The organism is Falsiruegeria sp. JB4-1 (genome assembly GCF_055693495.1).
Genome location: NZ_JBVFTZ010000001.1, coordinates 1697746 through 1716656 on the forward strand (window position 1 = coordinate 1697746; position 18911 = coordinate 1716656).

Consider the following 18911-nt stretch of genomic DNA (forward strand, 5'->3'; position numbering starts at 1 on the left):
ATGGCAAACATCGACTATACCCGCGCCGCCAAGTACTTCCTGCTACAGGATTTCTGGGTCGGCATGAAACTGGGACTCAAGTATTTTTTTGCGCCCAAGGCAACGATCAACTACCCGCACGAAAAGGGGCCACTTAGCCCACGTTTCCGCGGCGAACATGCGCTGCGTCGTTATCCCAATGGCGAAGAACGCTGCATCGCGTGTAAGCTGTGTGAGGCGGTCTGCCCGGCACAGGCGATCACCATCGACGCCGAACCCCGCGAAGACGGCAGCCGTCGCACCACGCGCTATGACATCGACATGACCAAATGCATCTACTGCGGCTTCTGCCAAGAGGCCTGCCCGGTGGATGCAATCGTCGAGGGGCCGAATTTCGAATTCGCTACTGAGACCCGCGAAGAGTTGTTCTATGACAAGGACAAGCTGTTGGCGAACGGCGAGCGGTGGGAAGCCGAAATTGCCCGCAACCTGGAAATGGATGCGCCCTACAGATGACCGATCCGAAAAACCCGTTTGAGATGATGATGAAGCAGGCGCAGGACATGGCTAAGGCCATGAACCCCGCGCTTGAGAACTTCTCGCCCACCGATGCCTTCAAAGGGTTCGAAGCCATGTGGCCGACCATGCCCAAAGAGGTCATGGAGATGATGTTTGGCAACACCGTCAACAAAGACGGACTGGATGCCAAGACACGTCTGTTGATTACGTTGGCAGGGTTGACCATGCAGGGCGCGCAGGCGGATTCAGCCGTACGCCAGACGGTGCGCCACGCGGTCGAGGCGGGCGCCAAGAAACAAGAGATCGTTGAAACGATCGGACAGATGTCGGTGTTTGCCGGCATTCCGGCCATGACCCGCGCCTTGGAGCTGGCGCAAGAGGTCATGGGCGAAGAAGGGGACAGCGAAACATGAGTGTATTTGCCTTTTACCTATTCGCGATCAGCGCGATCACCGGGGGGCTGTTCACCGTGATCAGCCGCCAGCCGGTGCATTCGGTGCTGTGGTTGATCTTGTCGTTCATCTCGTCAGCGGGGCTGTTTGTTCTGCTGGGGGCGGAATTCGTGGCGATGCTGCTGATCATCGTCTACGTGGGTGCGGTCGCGGTTCTGTTCCTGTTTGTGGTGATGATGCTGGATGTGGATTTTGCCGAGCTGAAGGCCGAGATGGCCCGCTATATGCCGCTGGCCTTGCTGATCGGCCTGGTCATCCTGATGCAGTTTGTCATGGCCTTTGGGGCATGGGAAAGTGCTCCTGGGGCCGCAAATCATCTGGCGCAGCCGGTGCCGGCGGACCGCCACAACACCGAGGCGCTCGGCGTCATCCTATACGATCAATATTTCCTTCTGTTCCAGCTGGCGGGCCTGATCCTGCTGGTCGCAATGATCGGCGCCATCGTGCTGACCCTGCGCCATCGGACCGACATCAAGCGTCAGGACATCGTCGCCCAGATGATGCGCGACCCGGCAACCGCGATGGAGCTCAAGGACGTCAAACCGGGGCAGGGGCTGTAACCATGATCGGACTTGAACATTATTTGACTGTCGCGGCGACTCTGTTCGTCATCGGCATCTTTGGTCTGTTCCTGAACCGCAAGAACGTGATCATCCTGCTGATGAGCATCGAACTGATGCTCTTGGCCGTGAACATCAACCTTGTGGCGTTCTCCAGTTTCCTTGGCGATCTGGTCGGGCAGGTCTTCACGCTCTTCGTGCTGACCGTGGCCGCCGCCGAGGCCGCGATTGGTCTGGCCATCCTGGTCTGCTTCTTCCGCAACCGCGGCACCATCGCCGTCGAAGACATCAACGTGATGAAGGGTTAAGAGATTATGGAAACCACTATCCTCTTTGCCCCTCTGGTCGGCGCGATCCTGTGCGGGTTCGGCTGGAAGTTCCTGGGCGAAAAAGCCGCCATGTGGACGGCCACTGGCCTGCTGTTCCTAAGCTGTCTGCTCAGCTGGATCGTCTTTTTCACCTTTGACGGCCAGACCCAGCAGATCGAGCTTCTGCGCTGGATCGAAAGTGGCGCGCTGAGCACCGACTGGGCGATCCGTCTGGACCGGATGACCGCGATCATGTTGATTGTTGTGACCACGGTTTCAGCGCTCGTGCACCTTTATTCCTTTGGCTATATGGATCACGATCCGCAGTGGCGCGAAGGCGAGAGCTATAAGCCGCGCTTCTTTGCCTATCTGTCGTTCTTTACCTTCGCCATGCTGATGCTGGTGACGGCCGACAACTTGGTGCAGATGTTCTTTGGCTGGGAAGGCGTGGGTGTCGCGTCCTATCTGCTGATTGGGTTTTACTATCGCAAACCAACGGCCAATGCGGCGGCGATGAAAGCCTTTATCGTCAACCGCGTGGGTGACTTTGGTTTTGCGCTTGGCATCTTTGCGCTGTTCTTCCTGGTCGACAGCATCAATTTTGACGACATCTTTGCCGCTGCCCCGACGCTTGCGGAAACGCAGCTGACGTTCCTGTGGGGCGAGTGGTCTGCGATCGAGGTTGTCTGTGTGCTGCTCTTCATCGGCGCGATGGGGAAATCAGCGCAGTTGATCCTGCACACCTGGCTGCCGGACGCGATGGAAGGCCCGACGCCTGTGTCGGCCCTGATCCACGCTGCGACCATGGTTACGGCTGGTGTCTTCCTGGTCTGCCGCATGTCGCCGCTGATGGAGTTCGCGCCGGGCGCGACCGGCTTCATCACCGTTCTGGGTGCCACAACCGCATTCTTTGCCGCGACCGTGGGTCTGGTTCAGACCGACATCAAGCGCGTCATCGCCTATTCGACCTGTTCGCAGCTTGGCTACATGTTCGTGGCTGCGGGTGTGGGCATGTATTCGGCGGCGATGTTCCACCTGTTCACACACGCCTTCTTCAAGGCGCTGTTGTTCCTTGGGGCCGGTTCGGTAATCCACGCGATGCATCACGAGCAGGACATGATGAACTATGGCAACCTGCGTAAGAAGATCCCCTATACCTTTGCGGCGATGATGATTGGTACGCTGGCGATCACCGGTGTAGGCATTCCGCTGACGCACTTTGGCTTTGCAGGCTTCTTGTCCAAGGACGCCATCATCGAAAGCGCTTATGCGGGCGGCTCGTCTTATGGCTTCTGGCTGCTGGTTGTGGCCGCTGCGATGACGTCGTTCTACAGCTGGCGTCTGATCCTTCTGACCTTCTATGGCGAAGAGCGCGGCGACAAACATACGCATGAGCACGCGCATGAAAGCCCGATGACCATGCTGGTGCCGCTTGGTGTTCTGTCGGCTGGTGCCGTCTTTGCCGGTATGATCTGGTACAACAGCTTCTTTGGTCACACCGATCAGGTTGCCAAGTTCTATGGCATTCCGGTGGCCGAGGCCGTAGCGGAAGGTCATGGTACATCGCATGGTGCGTCAGGTTCCGACACTGTGTCGTCGGATGACCACGGCAATGACGCTGGCCATGCTGATGACGGACATGGCGAGGCGTCTTCGGGCGAGCACCACTATGTCTTTGCCGGTGAACCGGGTGAGGGTGCTTTGTACATGGCACCGGATAACACCGTTCTTGATGACGCGCATGCCGCACCCAAATGGGTCAAGGTCTCGCCCTTCATCGCGATGGCCTTGGGTTTGATCGTGGCGCTTTGGTTCTATGTCTGGAACCCGGCGATGCCCGGCCGCATGGTCGAGAACTTCAACCCGCTGTACAGGTTCCTCAAGAACAAGTGGTACTTTGACGAGCTCTATGACGTGGTCTTTGTCAAACCTGCCCTGGCAATTGGTCGGTTCCTGTGGAAACGCGGTGACGGCAACACCATCGACGGCTTCCTGAACGGGATTGCCATGGGCGTTGTTCCCTTCTTTACCCGCCTCGCAGGCAAGGCGCAGTCGGGCTACATCTTTACCTATGCCTTCTGGATGGTTCTGGGCATTGCAGCCCTGGTCACCTGGATGTCGATCGGCGGAGGCGCACACTAATGGATAATATCCTCTCCATCGTCACCTTTGTCCCGGCGATTGCCGCGCTCATCCTGGCCGTGTTCCTGCGCGGCGAAGATGCAGCCGCACAGCGCAACGCCAAATGGGGGGCGTTGTTTGCGACGACCGTGACCTTCCTGGTGTCCATCGGGATCTATACGGGCTTTGATCCGGCCAACACGGGCTTTCAGTTCGTGGAAGAGGCCGAATGGTTCATGGGGCTGAAGTACAAGATGGGCGTTGACGGCATCAGTGTGCTGTTTGTCCTGCTGACCACCTTCATCATGCCGCTGACCATTCTGGCCAGCTGGAACGTGGAAACACGGGTCAAGGAATACATGATCGCCTTCCTGCTCTTGGAAACGCTCATGCTGGGCGTGTTCATGGCGCTGGATCTGATCCTGTTCTACCTGTTCTTCGAGGCGGGCCTGATCCCGATGTTCCTGATCATCGGCATCTGGGGCGGCAAGGAACGCATCTATGCCAGCTTCAAGTTCTTCCTTTACACCTTCCTTGGCTCGGTGCTGATGCTGGTGGCGATGGTGGCCATGTATGTGGATGCAGGCACCACCGACATCGAGGCGCTGATGAGCCATCAGTTCGCATCGCAGAGCTTCAGCGTGCTGGGGATCTATGTCGTGGGCGGCATGCAGACGCTGATGTTCCTGGCGTTCTTTGCTTCCTTCGCGGTCAAAATGCCGATGTGGCCGGTCCACACCTGGTTGCCGGATGCGCACGTTCAAGCGCCAACAGCCGGTTCGGTCGTTCTGGCGGCGATCCTGTTGAAAATGGGCGGCTACGGCTTCCTGCGTTTCAGCCTGCCAATGTTCCCAGTCGGTGCAGAGGTTCTGACGCCGCTGGTGTTGTGGATGTCGGCGATTGCGATTGTCTACACCTCGCTGGTGGCGATGGTGCAGGAAGACATGAAAAAGCTGATCGCCTATTCGTCGGTTGCGCACATGGGCTTTGTGACCATGGGCATCTTTGCGGCCAATCAGCAGGGTGTGGATGGCGCGATCTTTCAGATGATCAGCCACGGCTTCATCTCGGCGGCGCTCTTCCTATGTGTGGGCGTGATCTATGACCGGATGCACACCCGTGACATCGACGCCTATGGCGGTTTGGTGAACCGGATGCCTGCCTACGCAATGGTGTTCATGCTTTTCACTATGGCCAATGTGGGCTTGCCGGGCACGTCCGGGTTTGTCGGCGAATTCCTGACACTGATGGGCATCTTCCAGGTCAACACCTGGGTGGCGGCTGTTGCAACTTCGGGCGTGATCTTTTCGGCTGGTTATGCCCTGTGGCTCTATCGTCGGGTGGTCTTTGGCGACCTGATTAAGGAAAGCCTCAAGTCCATCACCGACATGAGCTCGCGCGAGCGTGCAGTGTTCACACCGCTGATTGTCATGACTATCCTGCTGGGGGTCTACCCCTCGCTGGTCACCGACATCATCGGCCCGTCGACTGCCGCGCTGATTTCGAACTATGACACGGCCCTGGCCGCGGCAGAGGCCGCGACCCAGGTTGCCGAGACGCACTAAGGGGGCCCCGGGACATGATCCAGGCTGATCTGACCGTAATCCTGCCAGAGATTGTTCTGGCCGTGTACGCCATGGTGGCGCTCTTGGGGGCAGTTTACACCACCAAGGACGGCATGGCCCCGTTGCTGGTTTGGACGACCAGCGGCTTGATGGCCGTGCTGGCCATCTGGATCGCAACCGGCGGCCATGGCACCAATGTGGCGTTCAATGGCATGTTCGTCGATGACGGCTTCGCCCGGTTCGCCAAGGTGGCGATCCTGCTGAGTGCGGCGGCGGTTCTGGTGATGAGCCAGGACTATATGAACCGCCGCGGTTTGCTGCGGTTCGAATACCCGTTGCTGGTGGCCTTGGCTGCTGTTGGTATGATGATGATGGTGTCGGCGGGCGACCTGATGGCGCTTTACATGGGGCTCGAGCTGCAATCGCTGGCGCTCTATGTTGTGGCCGCCTTGCGTCGTGACAGTGTGAAATCGACCGAAGCGGGACTGAAGTACTTTGTCCTGGGCGCGCTTAGCTCAGGCTTGCTGCTCTATGGCGCTTCGCTGGTTTACGGCTTCTCGGGCACCACCCTGTTCTCGGGGATCATCCAGACCGCTAAGCATGGCGAGCTGTCGGTTGGTATGCTGTTTGGCCTGATCTTCCTGATCTCGGGTCTGGCGTTCAAGGTCTCGGCCGTTCCATTCCACATGTGGACCCCGGACGTGTACGAGGGCTCGCCCACGCCGATCACCGCCTTCTTTGCCACCGCACCCAAGGTTGCTGCGATGGCTCTGTTTGCGCGTCTGATGCACGACGCATTTGGCGCGGCAGTGAAAGACTGGCAGCAAGTCATCGTCCTGCTGTCGGTGCTTTCGATGTTCCTGGGCGCGATTGCAGCCATCGGGCAGCGTGACATCAAGCGACTGATGGCGTTCTCGTCGATTGCGCACATGGGTTATGCCCTGATTGGTTTGGCGGCTGGTACGGAACTGGGCGTCAAGTCGATGCTGATGTATTTGGCGATCTACGTGACCATGAACGTGGGTACCTTTGCCTTTATCCTGATGATGGAGCGTGACGGCCAGCCCGTCACCGACATCGAAGCGCTGCGCCAGTATGGTCGCCGCGAGCCGGGCAAGGCTCTGGCCGTTCTGATCCTGATGTTCAGCCTCGCCGGTGTGCCGCCGATGCTGGGCTTCTTTGCCAAGTACGGCGTCTGGCAGGCGGGTGTGCAGGCGGATTTGACCGGGCTTGTGATCGCCTCGGCCGTGGCCTCGGTCATTGGTGCGTTCTACTACCTTCGGATCGTGTTCTACATGTACTTCGGGGAAGAGACCGAAGAGGCTCTCGATACCCATTCCTCGCCCATCCTGTGGGCGGCCTTGATGGGATCGGCGGCGTTGATGCTGGTCGGTGTGGTCTATCAGTTCGGGATTGAGGGCGCAGCGGCTGCTGCGGCGGCTACTCTTGTCAACTGATCTGCACAAACGCTACGAACAAGGGGGCCTGGTCACACGACCGGGCCTTTTGTCATGAAGGCCTGGCCGCATGGATATGGCCGCCGGGTGTTCGAAGAGATCGACAGCACCCTGAACGAGGCCGCCCGGATCGCGCCAACGCTGGCAGGGCCGGAATGGATCATGGCCTATCACCAGACCGCAGGTCGGGGGCGGCGTGGCCGGGTGTGGAAAAACCCGCGCGGTAACTTTTCGTCCACATTGGTTTTGCGCCCCGAGGGTCCGCCCGAACAGGCGGCTCTGCGCAGCTTTGTGGCAGCACTGGCGCTGTTTGATGCCTTTGTGGCCGTGACGGGCCGGGCAGACGGCCTTTCGCTGAAATGGCCCAACGATGTGCTGTTGAACGGTGGCAAGGTCGCGGGCATCCTGCTGGAAAGCGCGGGCAACGGGGGCGGGGTTACCCATCTGGCGGTTGGCATTGGCGTGAACCTGATTGCTGGCCCACCTGATGACATTCTGGAAGAGCGTGCGACGCGGCCTGTGTCGCTGCTTGGCGAAACCGGTCTTAAGATTGAGCCCGAGGATTTCCTGCTGGAGTTGGCGCTTTCGTTCGACAAATACGAAACCCAGCTGCGAACCTATGGGTTTGAGCCCATTCGCACCGCTTGGTTGGCGCGGGCTGCCAAGCTGGGAGAGGTCATAACCGCCCGTACCGCTACGTCCGAAACCGTGGGCACCTTTGAAACGGTGGACGCAGACGGCAACCTTGTCCTAAAAACCGCCAAAGGACGCGTCAGCATTCCCGCCGCTGACGTGTATTTCTAAGAAAGGGGCAGATCATGCTCTTGGCCATCGACTGCGGCAACACCAACACCGTCTTTTCGATCTGGGACGGGACCGAGTTCCTGTGCACCCTGCGCACCTCGACCCACCATTCACGGACGGCGGACGCCTATTTCACCTGGTATTCGACGCTTGTGAAACACTATGGGCTGGATGTGGACATCACCGAGGTGATCATCTCGTCCACCGTGCCGCGGGTTGTGTTCAACCTGCGCGTCTTTGCAGATCGCTTCTTTGGCGCGCGTCCTATTGTGGTGGGTAAGCCCGAGTGCCTGCTGCCGCATCAGCCACGTGTGGACGAGGGGACGCAAGTTGGCCCTGACCGGTTGGTGAACTCGGCAGGGGCCTATGACCGCCATGGCGGTGATCTGATCGTGGTAGATTTCGGCACTGCGACCACCTTTGACGTTGTGGATCACGATGGCGCCTATGTGGGGGGCGCAATCGCTCCTGGCGTGAACCTGAGCCTTGAGGCGCTGCATATGGCCGCCGCTGCGCTGCCACATGTGGACATTGCCAAGCCACAGCGTGTAGTAGGCACCAACACCGTGGCCTGCATGCAATCTGGCGTGTTCTGGGGCTATGTCGGCCTGGTGCGAGAAATTTGTACGCGCATCCGCGAGGAGCGCGACCGACCAATGAAGATCGTGGCGACAGGTGGGCTGGCCCCGCTGTTTCAGCAAAACGCTGATCTGTTTGATGCCATGGAAGAAGATTTGACGATGCACGGGCTGACCGTGATTCATCGCTATAACAAGGAAAATAGCTGACAATGAGCAGCGAGAGATTGATTTACCTGCCCCTCGGTGGGGCGGGCGAAATTGGCATGAATGCCTATGTGTACGGTTATGGGGCAGCGGATAAGGAACGCTTTATCCTAGTCGACCTGGGCGTCGCCTTTCCCGATATGGACACCACGCCGGGCGTGGATCTGATCATGCCCGACATGGCTTGGTTGATGGAGCGCGCGGACCGGTTGGACGCGATTTTCATCACCCACGCGCATGAGGATCACGTAGGCGGTGTGGCGCATTTTTACGCCAAGCTGGGTGCGCCGGTTTATGCCCGCGCCTTTACCGCCAACATCGCCCGCCGCAAGCTGGACGAACACGGTCACCCGGCAGAGGCAGTGCGCACGGCGTCAGCTTGGCCCGAGACGGTCAAGGCTGGGCCCTTCACAGTGGGGTTTGCACCCATGTCGCATTCCATTCCCGAAAGCGCGGGTCTGGTTATCGACAGCCCGGCGGGTCGCGTGGTGCACACTGGTGATTTCAAACTGGACCCGAACCCGGTGGTGGGCGAAGCGTTTGACCCTGACATGTGGGCCGAGATCGCCAAACCCGGTGTGCGTGCTTTGGTCTGTGACAGCACCAATGTGTTCTCGCAGCACGCGGGCCGCTCGGAAACCGAAGTGGGCCCTGAGATCGTGCGTCTGGTCAGCGAGGCTACTGGCATGGTGGTGGCGACGACATTCGCCAGCAACGTGGCCCGCGTGAAAACACTGGCCGAAGCAGCGGATCGGGCCGGACGTTCGGTCGTGCTGTTGGGCCGTGCCATGCGACGGATGATCGAGGCTGCGATTGAAACCGGCGTTCTGACCGACTTTCCAAAGGTGATCAGCGCCGAAGAAGCGCGCGATGTGCCGCGAGACCATCTGATGCTTCTGGTTACTGGCAGCCAGGGTGAGCGTCGTGCGGCAAGTGCTCAGTTGGCGCGCGGGAAATACCGCGGTCTTGAGGTCAAAGAGGGCGATCTGTTCCTGTTCTCGTCCAAGACCATTCCGGGCAACGAAAAAGGTGTGATCCGCATCATCAACCAGCTTAGCGAAAAGGGCGTGGACGTCGTTGATGACAGCTCGGGCCTTTATCACGTTTCTGGCCACGCCAACGGCCCGGATCTGGAGCGGTTGCATGGTATTATTGATCCGCAAATGGTGATCCCGATGCACGGGGAACACCGTCATTTGCGCGAACATTCCAAATTAGCCGAGAAAAACGGACGTCCGGGTATTGTGGCAGTTAACGGCATGATGCTGGATCTGTCGGGTAATGCGCCAACTGTTGCAGAATATGTTGAAACCGGGCGCAGCTATTTGGACGGTTCCGTCCTTGTGGGCGCGTTGGATGGTGTCGTCAGAGATCGAATTCGGATGGCTCTGAACGGACATGTACTCGTCACGGTTATTCTGGATGAGGAAGACGAACCATTGGGTGAGCCCTGGTGCGAGACGATGGGTCTGCCCGAGATGGGCAGCTCGAAGGCCGCGCTGATTGAGGTCATGGAAGAAGACTTGAATCAGTTCCTGATGCGAGCGGATGCCAAGACGTTGAAGGATGACGACCGGCTTGAAGAAGCGTTGCGCCGTATCGTGCGCCAGACCGGGCAGGCCGAGATTGGGAAGAAGCCTGAGGTTACCGTAGTCACCAGTCGGATGCGTTAAAACGCCCGTCTCAAACCTGAGGCACGAATGTCCTGACATGTCTTTGGCATTCTTGGGACATTCGTGCCAATTTTGGGTTCCAGAAATGAGGCCGGATGCCGTAAGTTTTCAGCCTACAAAAAAACGCCTGCTAGATCACTCTGGCAGGCGGTTTTCTTTTTGTGAGTGGTGGTTTTTTGCTTTGCGTTTACGCCGGGCGCTTGCCTGCAAACAGCAGGCCGATCTTGCGGGGCAGGGTAAAAATTGCCTTGACCACAGAGGTCACGCCATCGGCCATGGCACGGCTGCGGGCCATTTCGGCCTGCAGGCGGATGGCCTCAATTTCGTCGGAGCACGGAAAGTGCATGTCTTTGGTGTTCATCTTCGTATCTCGGGTCAAACTTGTGAACCCGTGAGATAAGGCACCAATGGTCCAAGTACATCGGATGTTTGTGCAATGCCGTCATGACTCCGCTGCACGGCTACTGCACAAAAAAAGCGCCCGTAAAAGGCGCTTCTTCCTTGTTGGTAGTCCGGGCCCTAGCTGGCGCGGCGTTCTTCAAAGCTCAGGGCGATGAAGCTGGGCAGGTGATCGCCCATGCCTACCACCTTGTTGCCGCCACGGTCGTTACGGTCGCGTCCGCGTGGCTTTTGCTTGCCTTCGACGGGTTTGTCCGATTTGCGAGGTTTGCTGACGGATTTCTTTTCGCGAGGCTCCTTGGCCTCGTCGCTTGTGACCTTTGAAGGCTGTTCCTTGGCTTCGACCTGCTTGGTTTTGACCGGATTTTCCAGACGTGGAATTTCCTTTTGGATCAATTTTTCAACTGCATCCAAGGCTTTCTCGTCTCGCGGACCGCAAATTGTAATCGCCTTGCCTTCGCGTCCTGCTCGACCGGTGCGACCAATACGGTGGACGTAATCCTCGGGGTGGCCGGGGACGTCGAAATTGATCACGTGACTGACGCTGGGAACGTCCAGACCGCGTGCGGCCACATCCGAGGCGACCAGCAGGCGCAGGGATCCGTCGCGGAACCCATCGAGCGTCCTGGTGCGCTGCGATTGATCCAGATCACCGTGAATGGCAGCAGCGTCATAGCCATACTTCTTGAGCGATTTCGCGCAGATATCCACGTCGGTCTTGCGGTTGCAGAAGATGATGGCGTTGGTGCATTTGTCGCCTTCGTCGTCGATCAACGCGCGCAGTACCTTACGTTTCTCGCTGCTCTCGCGATCGCGGCGTGAGGCTTTAAACATCACGACTTGCTGTTCGATGGTCTCGGACGCGGTAGCTTGGCGCGCCACCTCGACCCGTTCGGGTGCGGAAAGGAACGTGTTTGTGATCCGTTCAATCTCGGGCGCCATGGTGGCCGAGAAGAACAGGGTCTGTCGGGTGAACGGTGTCAGGCCAAAGATGCGTTCGATGTCGGGGATGAAGCCCATGTCGAGCATCCGGTCGGCTTCGTCCACGACCATGACCTTGACGTCCGACAAGATCAGCTTGCCGCGTTCGAAATGGTCCAGCAGACGACCGGGGGTAGCGATCAGAACGTCGACACCTTTGTCGATGATCGCCTCCTGCTCCTTGAAGCTGACGCCGCCGATAAGCAGCGCTTTGGTCAGCTTCATGTGCTTTGTATATGTGTCAAAGTTCTCGGCCACCTGGGCCGCCAACTCGCGCGTTGGGCACAGCACCAAGCTACGCGGCATGCGCGCACGGGCGCGGCCACGGGCCAGAAGCGTGATCATCGGCAGCGTGAAGCTGGCGGTTTTGCCAGTGCCAGTCTGAGCGATCCCCAGAACATCACGCCCCTCAAGAGCGGGGGGATGGCTCCGGCCTGAATCGGGGTGGGGGTTTCATACCCCGCCTCGGCAACAGCCTTGAGAACCTTGGGGTTCAGGTTGAGGTCGGTAAATTTCGTCATGTGTTTCCGCGGTTTGCGGACACAATCACGGCCCGCACGTCTGAAGTGAGCCGGGTCCGGATGACCCTGCGTTGATTGCGCATCACGGCTCGGTCGGGGGCATAGCAAAATCCCCGGCTGCGGTCAAATGCCGAGGGTTTGTATTAAGTTGAAACGTGACGATACATGCTTTCCGGAGACAAATTATTCAAAATCAGGGAACTGTTTCCTGAGTTTTTGATCAAGGTCGAGGGAGCAATGGAAAAGAAGATCACGATCTGCCAGCCGTTGACGGCCTTCGGGAAAGGTGGCGTTCATTTCATTGTAGAACGCCCGTAGCCCGCTCTCTCCGTCCTGATCTTCGATTTTGGCGAGCAATTCGTGCAGGGACAATCCGCCTTTGTCACGAGGCTGATTGGTGGCGAGGTCGGCGCGATAGGCGCCTTGTTTGCGGCGAAACTCAAGGCTGTTCCTCCAGTCGGTCCAATTTTTGGCGTGACAGTGAAGCAAAGCTACATCGGGTAACTCGTTCGAAGGGATCTGAGTTTTTCCGCTATGAAACGCGTTGTGAATGCGGATACCGATCTTGTCTAAACCTGTGCGAACTATGACCTTACCGGCCAGGTGACTAAGGAAACCGCCTTTGACGTATCTGCCGTAGATTGGAAAGATATCGTTGACTGTGGTGGCCCGGTCAGGACCTGGGGGAATGAACCCTTTGAACAAATTGTCGGAGCCCGCCAATTGTTCTCGCGGGCGGACCCTTAGGCAAAGGGTCTCAGATGAAATGGTACTCAGAATCTGATCCAGGGGCCGTTGGGGCCACAGGAATTCGTCGACATCGATGTGGGCCAGCCAATCTACGTCAGGGCGTCGACGATAGGCGCGCGTGGCATTGAGACTTTGGCGCGGCTGGTGCATGTCCGGACGTTCTTTGCCCCATTTGGTCCAATAAGCATCATCGCAGGTGGTAACGCGGACTTTGGGGTGGGCTTTAAGGTGGACAAAGGCGACCTCGTCCGGGGCATCCAGATAGATGTGAACGCGGTGCGCACCAAGTTCCAGGTGGTGGGCGGCGAACTTCAGCGTGTCCTGCGTTGGGGCCTTGATTGTTGCGACGACACCCCATGTGGGGTTAGGTTTCGGCATCTGGCTTCTTTGGTTTGTAGCGCCGCAGGCGGGCAAATATGGTTTTGCGGTCTGACATGATCATGCGGAGCATGCGGAACCCCAGCGGACGCAAGACTGGGTCCGCTTCGGAAAGGCGCCAGAGGCGCGCAAGCATGTTCATGTCCAGATCACCTTTTTCAAGGGAATAGGCATCCATGTCGAAAGCCAGCGGGTCACGTGGTTTTGCCCCCGGACGCGGGGAAAGCCAGCGTCGTTTGCCCGGCCAGAGATTCGGCGCTCGCTGTCGTGGAGCTTGATGAGATCAAAGAGCATCGACAGCCCTTGGCCGCCCAAACGTTGTTCGATGGTGTCGCCATGATCGCCAAAGGTAGTGGCGGCAGAGATCATCCAGCGGACAGAGAGGCTGTCGGCAAGAAACTGACCCTGTTCGCGCCACAAGCGCAGGTAAAGCTGGCGTGCGTCTTGTGATGGATCGCGGCGGCGTAGCAGGGCGATTGTCAGCGCATGTAGCAGGTGTAGGGCATTGCCACCGTCAAATTCCAGCTCAAGGGCGTGAAGCTTACGCCGGGCGTCGGTAACGCCGTCCGGCAGGAGACGGTCGGGGGCGGCGGTCACAGTTCGATCCACCAAAGTCGCCAGGTCGATATCCGGTGGAGGCAGCACCATATGGGCGTTCAAGAACGGCCGTTCGGCGTGTTCCAGATGCCGCATCAGGCTGTAGTAACCGCCCGGATATACAGGGTTTTCAATGTCCATCGGGCTGACTTTAGGCCAGCCCGAGGTTCAGGTCATCATTTCTTTTGTCGCGGTCAGGCGCACGTCCGGATAGTCTCGTTCTACCCGGTCGATGTCCCACTGCAGGCGCGTCAGATAGACTACATCGCCATCATGATCGTGGCTGATGTGCTGCTTGTTGGCGTTGATGAACTTGTCCACCGCCTGTTTGTCACCGCTGACCCAACGGGCCGAGGTGAACTGCGACTGTTCGAACCGCACCGGCAGGCCGTATTCCATTTCGATCCGGCTTGCCAGAACCTCGAACTGAAGCTGGCCAACAACGCCCACGATAAAGCCGGAGCCAATGGACGGCTTGAACACCTTGGCCGCGCCTTCTTCGGCAAACTGCATCAGCGCCTTTTCCAGATGCTTGGCCTTCATCGGATCACCAGCCCGCACACCCTGGAGCAGTTCGGGAGCAAAGCTGGGAATACCCTTAACACGCAAAGCTTCACCTTCGGTTAACGTGTCGCCGATTCTGAGCTGTCCGTGGTTCGGGATGCCGATGATGTCGCTAGCCCAGGCCTCTTCGGCCAGTTCCCGGTCGGAAGCGAGGAAGAGCACCGGGTTTGAGATTGCCATGGGTTTCTTGGACCGCACATGGGTCAGTTTCATGCCGCGTTTGAAGTGACCGGATGCCATGCGAACAAAGGCCACGCGGTCGCGGTGCTTGGGGTCCATGTTGGCTTGAACTTTGAACACAAAGCCGGAAACCTTTGTTTCTTCAGGCGAAATCTCGCGTGGTTGTGCCGATTGAATCTGCGGCTCTGGCCCGTAGTTGCCGATGCCGTCCATCAATTCCTTGACGCCGAAAGAGTTGATTGCCGAACCAAACCAAATGGGGGTCAGCGTGCCATCCAAAAGCGCCTGCGGGTCAAGCGGCGGCAGCAACTCGCGCGCCATTTCCAGCTCTTCCTGCAGCTGCTCCAGCAGATGCGCGGGCACATGTTCGGCCAGTTTAGGGTCGTCCAAGCCGTTGATTTCAATGCTTTCCGCGACCTTGTTGCGGTCGGCGCGGTCCATCAGTTCCAGCCGGTCGCGCAGGATGTCGTAGCAGCCGACAAAGTCGCGGCCAACCCCGATGGGCCAGCTGGCCGGGGTCACGTCGATGGCCAGGTTTTCCTGAATCTCGTCAATGATTTCAAAGACATCCCGGCTTTCGCGGTCCATCTTGTTACAAAACGTCAGGATCGGCAGGTCGCGCAGGCGGCAGACCTCGAACAGTTTCTGAGTCTGGCTTTCAACACCCTTGGCCCCGTCGATCACCATCACCGCCGCGTCCACCGCTGTGAGCGTGCGATAGGTGTCTTCGGAGAAATCGCTGTGGCCGGGCGTGTCCACAAGATTGAATCGGTAGTTGTTGTAATCAAACGACATTGCGGATGCGCTGACCGAGATTCCACGGTCCTTTTCCATCTGCATGAAGTCCGAGCGCGTGCGCCGTGCCTCACCCTTGGCGCGCACCTGACCGGCCATCTGGATGGCACCCCCATAGAGGAGGAATTTCTCGGTCAGGGTCGTCTTGCCGGCATCCGGGTGAGAGATGATCGCGAATGTGCGGCGACGCGCGATCTCGGGCGGCAATTCGGGGCGGTTTGTGGCACTATCAAGCATGAGCGCGCGTATAGGTAAGGAACGCAGGCAACGCAAGAAAAACGCGATGTGACATGCGTGCACCAAGCGTGCACAACCCGTACACCGGTCGGTGACCAGATCGGGCGTTAACCTTTGTGCTGCAAAGTTGCTGGCACGTTAACGAGAGGTAACGCGATGGTAAGCCGGAAACAGGCGCGGACCGAGATGCTGCATGAGCTGGAAGCGCTGCAAGATGGATTGGCAAGCGAGTGGCTGGACAAGAGCCTGCCCGACGATTGGCATGGGATCGACACCTGGCACGGGGCGGTGCGTGACAAGACCCGCGTAACCCTGCGCCTGGATGCGGATATGGTGCGGTGGTTTCGCAAGCTGGGGCCGGGATATCAGGCGCGGATCAATCAGGTGCTTCGGATCTATTGGACAGCGCTGCTGAGTGGGCACATCAGCGGGCATCAGTATGACGATACGTTGCCCCGGCTGGTGCTTGAGGCGAAGCGTATTCAAGAGGAGTTCTCGCGGTAGGGGCGCTCTCCTTATGCTTGTAAAGCTCCTGGGTCGATCTTATCAAATCATCCGACTAACAGTTTGAGAATGGATTTGATTTAGGTGTTTCAGTCTAAGTGTTTTAGGAATGCGGTTTATGGGGCATTGCTGTGTCTGAGTGTCGTTGTTTCGCCGGATTACGCTTTGGGTCAGAGTTGGGATCCAGGGACATCTGATGGCAAGTATGTCGTGAACCCGAAGGTTGACCTGTCGAAGCCTGTCAAACGGCACGTCCGACAGGGTGGGCGACGTGGCGGTACCCCCGGGTTTTATGGCGCAATTGCCGTCAGCCAGGGTGCCAGACCGGTTTGGCATGAAACTCAAGGTTATCAGAGCATGGATCTGGCGATCGATGTTGCCATTGCGGCCTGTGAAGCGAAAGCGGGGGAAGCGGTGGATGCCGCGTTGCGGCTGTGACAGTTCCCGACAGTTACGACGTAACTTTTGAGCAGTCCCTGCATCTGACTGGTCTGAACCGGAGGTGCCTGTGGACATTGGAAAGCGTGCGAACCCCCAAGAAACGCTCAACCTTTTCATCTGGTGGTGGAGGATGTGCGTCGTTTTTTGCAAGTACAACAGGAAGTCGGAATATCAACGATGCGCGCGAGGCTGGGCATACGTTGGTCGTCGCATCCAACGGAGTGTTTGCAACCGGGCTTGTTTTTGGGCCGGATCCACAGCTTGCAAAGCGCAAAGCACTGGAGTTGTGCATGAACAGTCATGACGCTTTCCAAAAAGGGCTGGGGAAGCCAAAATTCAGAGATCCAGGTGCGCGGATTAGAAATCGGGCGGAGCTGGAATTGGAGCTGCGCGCCTTTCAGTTGGTTATCGTTAATCACAAGAAAGCCGCGACCTGTCAGATACTGGGATCTGAAACCCTGAAATAAGTGTGGATCAGGATTGCACTGTGGCGCGGTAAGTCAGGTCCAATGCACCCGGCGGTCGTAGAGGCGGAGGGGGTGGGGGCTGTGAACGGCGCCTATTCTCGATAGCGCTTATGACATGCTCGGCAGGCGCCGCCGATGTTGGCGATGGCCTGGGCCAGGGTGGGGCGATCCTGGATCGTGGGGGCGGCTTTGGCGGCGGCCTGCTCCAGTTCGCGGGTCAAAGCGGTGAAGGCGTCAAACTCGTCCCAGATGGCGGGCAGGGCCTCGGACTTGGGGTCGGATTCGGGGGCTTTGAACAGGGTGGTGATCTTGGGTGTTGCCGCCTGGATGCGCTGAACGGCGGCTTGGGCGGCGTTAGCGTCCATCGCAGTTTCCCCCTTGGCCATCGCAATCATAAGCTTGAGGTCATCGTCCAGCCCCATCATAGAATGCATCCGCGCTTTGACGGCGGCGTTCTGGACCCCTTGATGCGCGAAAGCTGTGGTTGCTGCAAAGAGGAGAGCTGCGGTCGTTAGGCGGTGTGGGATCATGGGGTTCCGGGGCTTTTTTAGAACTTGAAAACCTCTCACCAACATCAAGAGGGCGTGTGCCGACATTTTTGCAGCGTTTGGCAGCGGTTGACAATGGTGAGCAGCGGCAAAGCAAGTGCTCCCGCCCGTCGTCGGTGTTTCTGACGAAACATCTCCGCCCGTTGGGCCCGGCGTCGCGCAAAGCGCGGCGCCGGGCCCAAGGCCGCCAGCGGTGCCGACATTGTCGGGACCGCGCGGGCGCGGGAGCCCCCGGCATTATTTGGCGACGCTTGTGCGAAGGTTGGGGGCAGTACCTATTCGCTGGGTAGTCTTCAGTGTCGCGAGGCGCGTTTCAAAAGTGCGATTGCATCGGGGCGATCCAGCAGCGCTTTTGCTACGTCCAAGCCATGATCGGTTCCCGACCCGTGTTGATCCAACAACGGCGCGATGCGGTCGATCAGATCCTTCGGCAGTGCGGGTTTGGTGCGGGGGTCCAGCAGCATGGATTCCGCTGCGATCCCTTCGGCATATATGATGTGGTGCCTGTCGAACAGCAGCTGGAAGTAGTCTACAAATCCCCCGTTCTGCACAAAAACGGTCTCTCCATTCACGAGGTGTCGGGCCTTGACCAGCAGCTCAGGGCGTCCGGCTCCAAGTTGGTCGGAGCGTTGATAGACAAAAAGCCGGTGGTCCGGGCTGACCAACAGGTCGTTCTCGTTATTGAGCGCGCTCGGCCTTGATCATGATGGGCGCCAGCTCACCAACCGCGCGTACCGTGCTTTGTCCGATCCAGCGAACCTGCTGTACGCCATCATCCCGTGTCAGGATGCGGTCGCCAACTTTCAGATCCTCAATCCGGATCTGCGCACCCGAAGCAAGGGTGATGTGTGTGCCGCGGGTGAACGACACGCAGGCCACTTGGGCAAATTTCTGTCGAGCACTGTCGCGGTCCATCCCGACCAGTGTGTATTCGATCTTGGGGTTGAGCGGAGACAGCGGAAGCAGGTATACGTCGGCAATGTGGCCGGTTTCATCAACTTCGACCAATATGAGGGCGTCGGTGGTTTGCCCGTCCGGCGACATCAGGTTGAGCGCGCAATCTAGATGGATGAGTGCTCCGGGCGTGCCACAATCGGTGTCGGACGCAACCTCGAACAACCCTTCCGCATCGGCTTGTACGGCCAATCGGTCCAGGCTTGCCCCATTTGCCAGCGCATAAATGTCATCCAGCATCAACTCGTCCAGATAGGATATCTCGTCCCCGAGGTTGGCACCGTTTACAACAGTGAAGCAGTGGGCACGGTAAACAGGGATGGATTGAACTGGACTGGTTGCGGTCACGGGTGTTGGCTCTTGCTTGTTCGG

Annotated in this window: 20 protein-coding genes and 1 pseudogene; 12 read left to right on the forward strand and 9 right to left on the reverse strand. The window is 58.4% G+C overall.

All coding sequences use genetic code 11. The features are described 5' to 3' along the window. From nuoI to ACZ1HE_RS08780, 10 genes are read left to right on the forward strand one after another with little or no spacing between them, the layout of a single operon-like run. Nucleotides 1–495 carry an NADH-quinone oxidoreductase subunit NuoI gene (gene nuoI / locus ACZ1HE_RS08735; protein WP_108785594.1) on the forward strand — a complete coding sequence of 165 codons (495 nt, stop codon included), beginning with the start codon at nt 1–3 and terminating at the stop codon, nt 493–495. Continuing rightward, nucleotides 492–911 (forward strand): carboxymuconolactone decarboxylase family protein, encoded by a 420-nt coding sequence (locus ACZ1HE_RS08740; RefSeq protein WP_108785593.1) that lies wholly within the window; start codon nt 492–494, stop codon nt 909–911. Before nuoI ends, ACZ1HE_RS08740 begins: the two co-directional genes overlap by 4 nt. Continuing rightward, nucleotides 908–1510, forward strand: coding sequence for an NADH-quinone oxidoreductase subunit J (locus ACZ1HE_RS08745; RefSeq protein ID WP_108785592.1), 603 nt, complete (start codon nt 908–910; stop codon nt 1508–1510). The genes ACZ1HE_RS08740 and ACZ1HE_RS08745 overlap by 4 nt, the downstream gene beginning before the upstream one ends. Before the next feature lie 2 nt (nt 1511–1512). Next, nucleotides 1513–1818 (forward strand): NADH-quinone oxidoreductase subunit NuoK, encoded by a 306-nt coding sequence (nuoK, locus tag ACZ1HE_RS08750; RefSeq protein ID WP_005624625.1) that lies wholly within the window; start codon nt 1513–1515, stop codon nt 1816–1818. Nucleotides 1819–1824: 6 nt separating this feature from the next. Continuing rightward, a complete protein-coding gene (gene nuoL / locus ACZ1HE_RS08755; RefSeq protein WP_472620411.1) occupies nt 1825–3960 on the forward strand; it encodes an NADH-quinone oxidoreductase subunit L in 2136 nt (711 codons plus the stop codon). Next, nucleotides 3960–5504 carry an NADH-quinone oxidoreductase subunit M gene (locus tag ACZ1HE_RS08760; RefSeq protein WP_472620412.1) on the forward strand — a complete coding sequence of 515 codons (1545 nt, stop codon included), beginning with the start codon at nt 3960–3962 and terminating at the stop codon, nt 5502–5504. Before nuoL ends, ACZ1HE_RS08760 begins: the two co-directional genes overlap by 1 nt. Nucleotides 5505–5518: 14 nt before the next feature. After that, complete coding sequence (nuoN, locus tag ACZ1HE_RS08765) at nt 5519–6961, forward strand: NADH-quinone oxidoreductase subunit NuoN (RefSeq protein ID WP_472620413.1); 1443 nt, start codon at nt 5519–5521, stop codon at nt 6959–6961. Between the two features lie 54 nt (nt 6962–7015). Beyond that, nucleotides 7016–7765, forward strand: coding sequence for a biotin--[acetyl-CoA-carboxylase] ligase (locus ACZ1HE_RS08770; protein WP_472620414.1), 750 nt, complete (start codon nt 7016–7018; stop codon nt 7763–7765). Nucleotides 7766–7779: 14 nt separating this feature from the next. Continuing rightward, the gene (locus ACZ1HE_RS08775; RefSeq protein WP_472620415.1) at nt 7780–8553 is read left to right on the forward strand and encodes a type III pantothenate kinase; all 774 of its coding nucleotides are present in this window, start codon (nt 7780–7782) and stop codon (nt 8551–8553) included. 2 nt (nt 8554–8555) lie between these two features. Beyond that, entirely contained in the window at nt 8556–10223 is a 1668-nt protein-coding gene (locus tag ACZ1HE_RS08780; protein WP_472620416.1) for a ribonuclease J, read from the forward strand. 187 nt (nt 10224–10410) lie between these two features. On the opposite strand, the gene ACZ1HE_RS08785 is transcribed toward ACZ1HE_RS08780, so the two are convergent. From ACZ1HE_RS08785 to ACZ1HE_RS08815, 7 genes are all read right to left on the reverse strand, one after another. After that, on the reverse strand, nt 10411–10584 hold the full coding sequence (locus ACZ1HE_RS08785) for an RSP_7527 family protein (RefSeq protein ID WP_472620417.1): 174 nt from the start codon (nt 10582–10584) through the stop codon (nt 10411–10413). A gap of 158 nt (nt 10585–10742) precedes the next feature. Next, entirely contained in the window at nt 10743–11999 is a 1257-nt protein-coding gene (locus ACZ1HE_RS08790; protein WP_472624419.1) for a DEAD/DEAH box helicase, read from the reverse strand. Continuing rightward, on the reverse strand, nt 11945–12124 hold the full coding sequence (locus tag ACZ1HE_RS08795; RefSeq protein WP_472620418.1) for a hypothetical protein: 180 nt from the start codon (nt 12122–12124) through the stop codon (nt 11945–11947). The genes ACZ1HE_RS08790 and ACZ1HE_RS08795 overlap by 55 nt, the downstream gene beginning before the upstream one ends. Before the next feature lie 183 nt (nt 12125–12307). Further along, nucleotides 12308–13252: a glycosyltransferase family 2 protein gene (locus ACZ1HE_RS08800; protein ID WP_472620419.1), complete on the reverse strand. Its 945-nt coding sequence runs from the start codon at nt 13250–13252 to the stop codon at nt 12308–12310. Continuing rightward, on the reverse strand, nt 13239–13394 hold the full coding sequence (locus tag ACZ1HE_RS08805) for a hypothetical protein (protein ID WP_472620420.1): 156 nt from the start codon (nt 13392–13394) through the stop codon (nt 13239–13241). Before ACZ1HE_RS08805 ends, ACZ1HE_RS08800 begins: the two co-directional genes overlap by 14 nt. Further along, complete coding sequence (locus ACZ1HE_RS08810; RefSeq protein ID WP_472620421.1) at nt 13391–13990, reverse strand: hypothetical protein; 600 nt, start codon at nt 13988–13990, stop codon at nt 13391–13393. The genes ACZ1HE_RS08805 and ACZ1HE_RS08810 overlap by 4 nt, the downstream gene beginning before the upstream one ends. 27 nt (nt 13991–14017) lie before the next feature. Next, nucleotides 14018–15625 (reverse strand): peptide chain release factor 3, encoded by a 1608-nt coding sequence (locus ACZ1HE_RS08815; RefSeq protein WP_472620422.1) that lies wholly within the window; start codon nt 15623–15625, stop codon nt 14018–14020. A 156-nt stretch (nt 15626–15781) separates the two neighbouring features. Between ACZ1HE_RS08815 and ACZ1HE_RS08820 the strand changes: the two genes are divergently transcribed. Next, complete coding sequence (locus ACZ1HE_RS08820) at nt 15782–16129, forward strand: BrnA antitoxin family protein (protein WP_472620423.1); 348 nt, start codon at nt 15782–15784, stop codon at nt 16127–16129. Nucleotides 16130–16255: 126 nt separating this feature from the next. Next, complete coding sequence (locus tag ACZ1HE_RS08825) at nt 16256–16567, forward strand: hypothetical protein (protein ID WP_472620424.1); 312 nt, start codon at nt 16256–16258, stop codon at nt 16565–16567. Nucleotides 16568–17129: 562 nt separating this feature from the next. On the opposite strand, the gene ACZ1HE_RS08830 is transcribed toward ACZ1HE_RS08825, so the two are convergent. Together ACZ1HE_RS08830 and ACZ1HE_RS08835 are read right to left on the reverse strand one after the other, a co-directional pair. After that, a complete protein-coding gene (locus ACZ1HE_RS08830; RefSeq protein ID WP_472620425.1) occupies nt 17130–17567 on the reverse strand; it encodes a c-type cytochrome in 438 nt (145 codons plus the stop codon). 311 nt (nt 17568–17878) lie between these two features. Beyond that, a pseudogene (locus tag ACZ1HE_RS08835) lies at nt 17879–18887 on the reverse strand (Hint domain-containing protein). Between the last annotated feature and the right edge of the window lie 24 nt (nt 18888–18911).

Bases quoted from the DNA above. Each gene is read 5' to 3' on its own strand.
- nuoI (WP_108785594.1), top strand. From the start codon at position 1: ATGGCAAACATCGACTATACCCGCGCCGCCAAGTACTTCCTGCTACAG.
- ACZ1HE_RS08740 (WP_108785593.1), top strand. From the start codon at position 492: ATGACCGATCCGAAAAACCCGTTTGAGATGATGATGAAGCAGGCGCAG.
- ACZ1HE_RS08745 (WP_108785592.1), top strand. From the start codon at position 908: ATGAGTGTATTTGCCTTTTACCTATTCGCGATCAGCGCGATCACCGGG.
- nuoK (WP_005624625.1), top strand. From the start codon at position 1,513: ATGATCGGACTTGAACATTATTTGACTGTCGCGGCGACTCTGTTCGTC.
- nuoL (WP_472620411.1), top strand. From the start codon at position 1,825: ATGGAAACCACTATCCTCTTTGCCCCTCTGGTCGGCGCGATCCTGTGC.
- ACZ1HE_RS08760 (WP_472620412.1), top strand. From the start codon at position 3,960: ATGGATAATATCCTCTCCATCGTCACCTTTGTCCCGGCGATTGCCGCG.
- nuoN (WP_472620413.1), top strand. From the start codon at position 5,519: ATGATCCAGGCTGATCTGACCGTAATCCTGCCAGAGATTGTTCTGGCC.
- ACZ1HE_RS08770 (WP_472620414.1), top strand. From the start codon at position 7,016: ATGAAGGCCTGGCCGCATGGATATGGCCGCCGGGTGTTCGAAGAGATC.
- ACZ1HE_RS08775 (WP_472620415.1), top strand. From the start codon at position 7,780: ATGCTCTTGGCCATCGACTGCGGCAACACCAACACCGTCTTTTCGATC.
- ACZ1HE_RS08780 (WP_472620416.1), top strand. From the start codon at position 8,556: ATGAGCAGCGAGAGATTGATTTACCTGCCCCTCGGTGGGGCGGGCGAA.
- ACZ1HE_RS08785 (WP_472620417.1), bottom strand. From the start codon at position 10,584: ATGAACACCAAAGACATGCACTTTCCGTGCTCCGACGAAATTGAGGCC.
- ACZ1HE_RS08795 (WP_472620418.1), bottom strand. From the start codon at position 12,124: ATGACGAAATTTACCGACCTCAACCTGAACCCCAAGGTTCTCAAGGCT.
- ACZ1HE_RS08800 (WP_472620419.1), bottom strand. From the start codon at position 13,252: ATGCCGAAACCTAACCCCACATGGGGTGTCGTCGCAACAATCAAGGCC.
- ACZ1HE_RS08805 (WP_472620420.1), bottom strand. From the start codon at position 13,394: ATGAACATGCTTGCGCGCCTCTGGCGCCTTTCCGAAGCGGACCCAGTC.
- ACZ1HE_RS08810 (WP_472620421.1), bottom strand. From the start codon at position 13,990: ATGGACATTGAAAACCCTGTATATCCGGGCGGTTACTACAGCCTGATG.
- ACZ1HE_RS08815 (WP_472620422.1), bottom strand. From the start codon at position 15,625: ATGCTTGATAGTGCCACAAACCGCCCCGAATTGCCGCCCGAGATCGCG.
- ACZ1HE_RS08820 (WP_472620423.1), top strand. From the start codon at position 15,782: ATGGTAAGCCGGAAACAGGCGCGGACCGAGATGCTGCATGAGCTGGAA.
- ACZ1HE_RS08830 (WP_472620425.1), bottom strand. From the start codon at position 17,567: ATGATCCCACACCGCCTAACGACCGCAGCTCTCCTCTTTGCAGCAACC.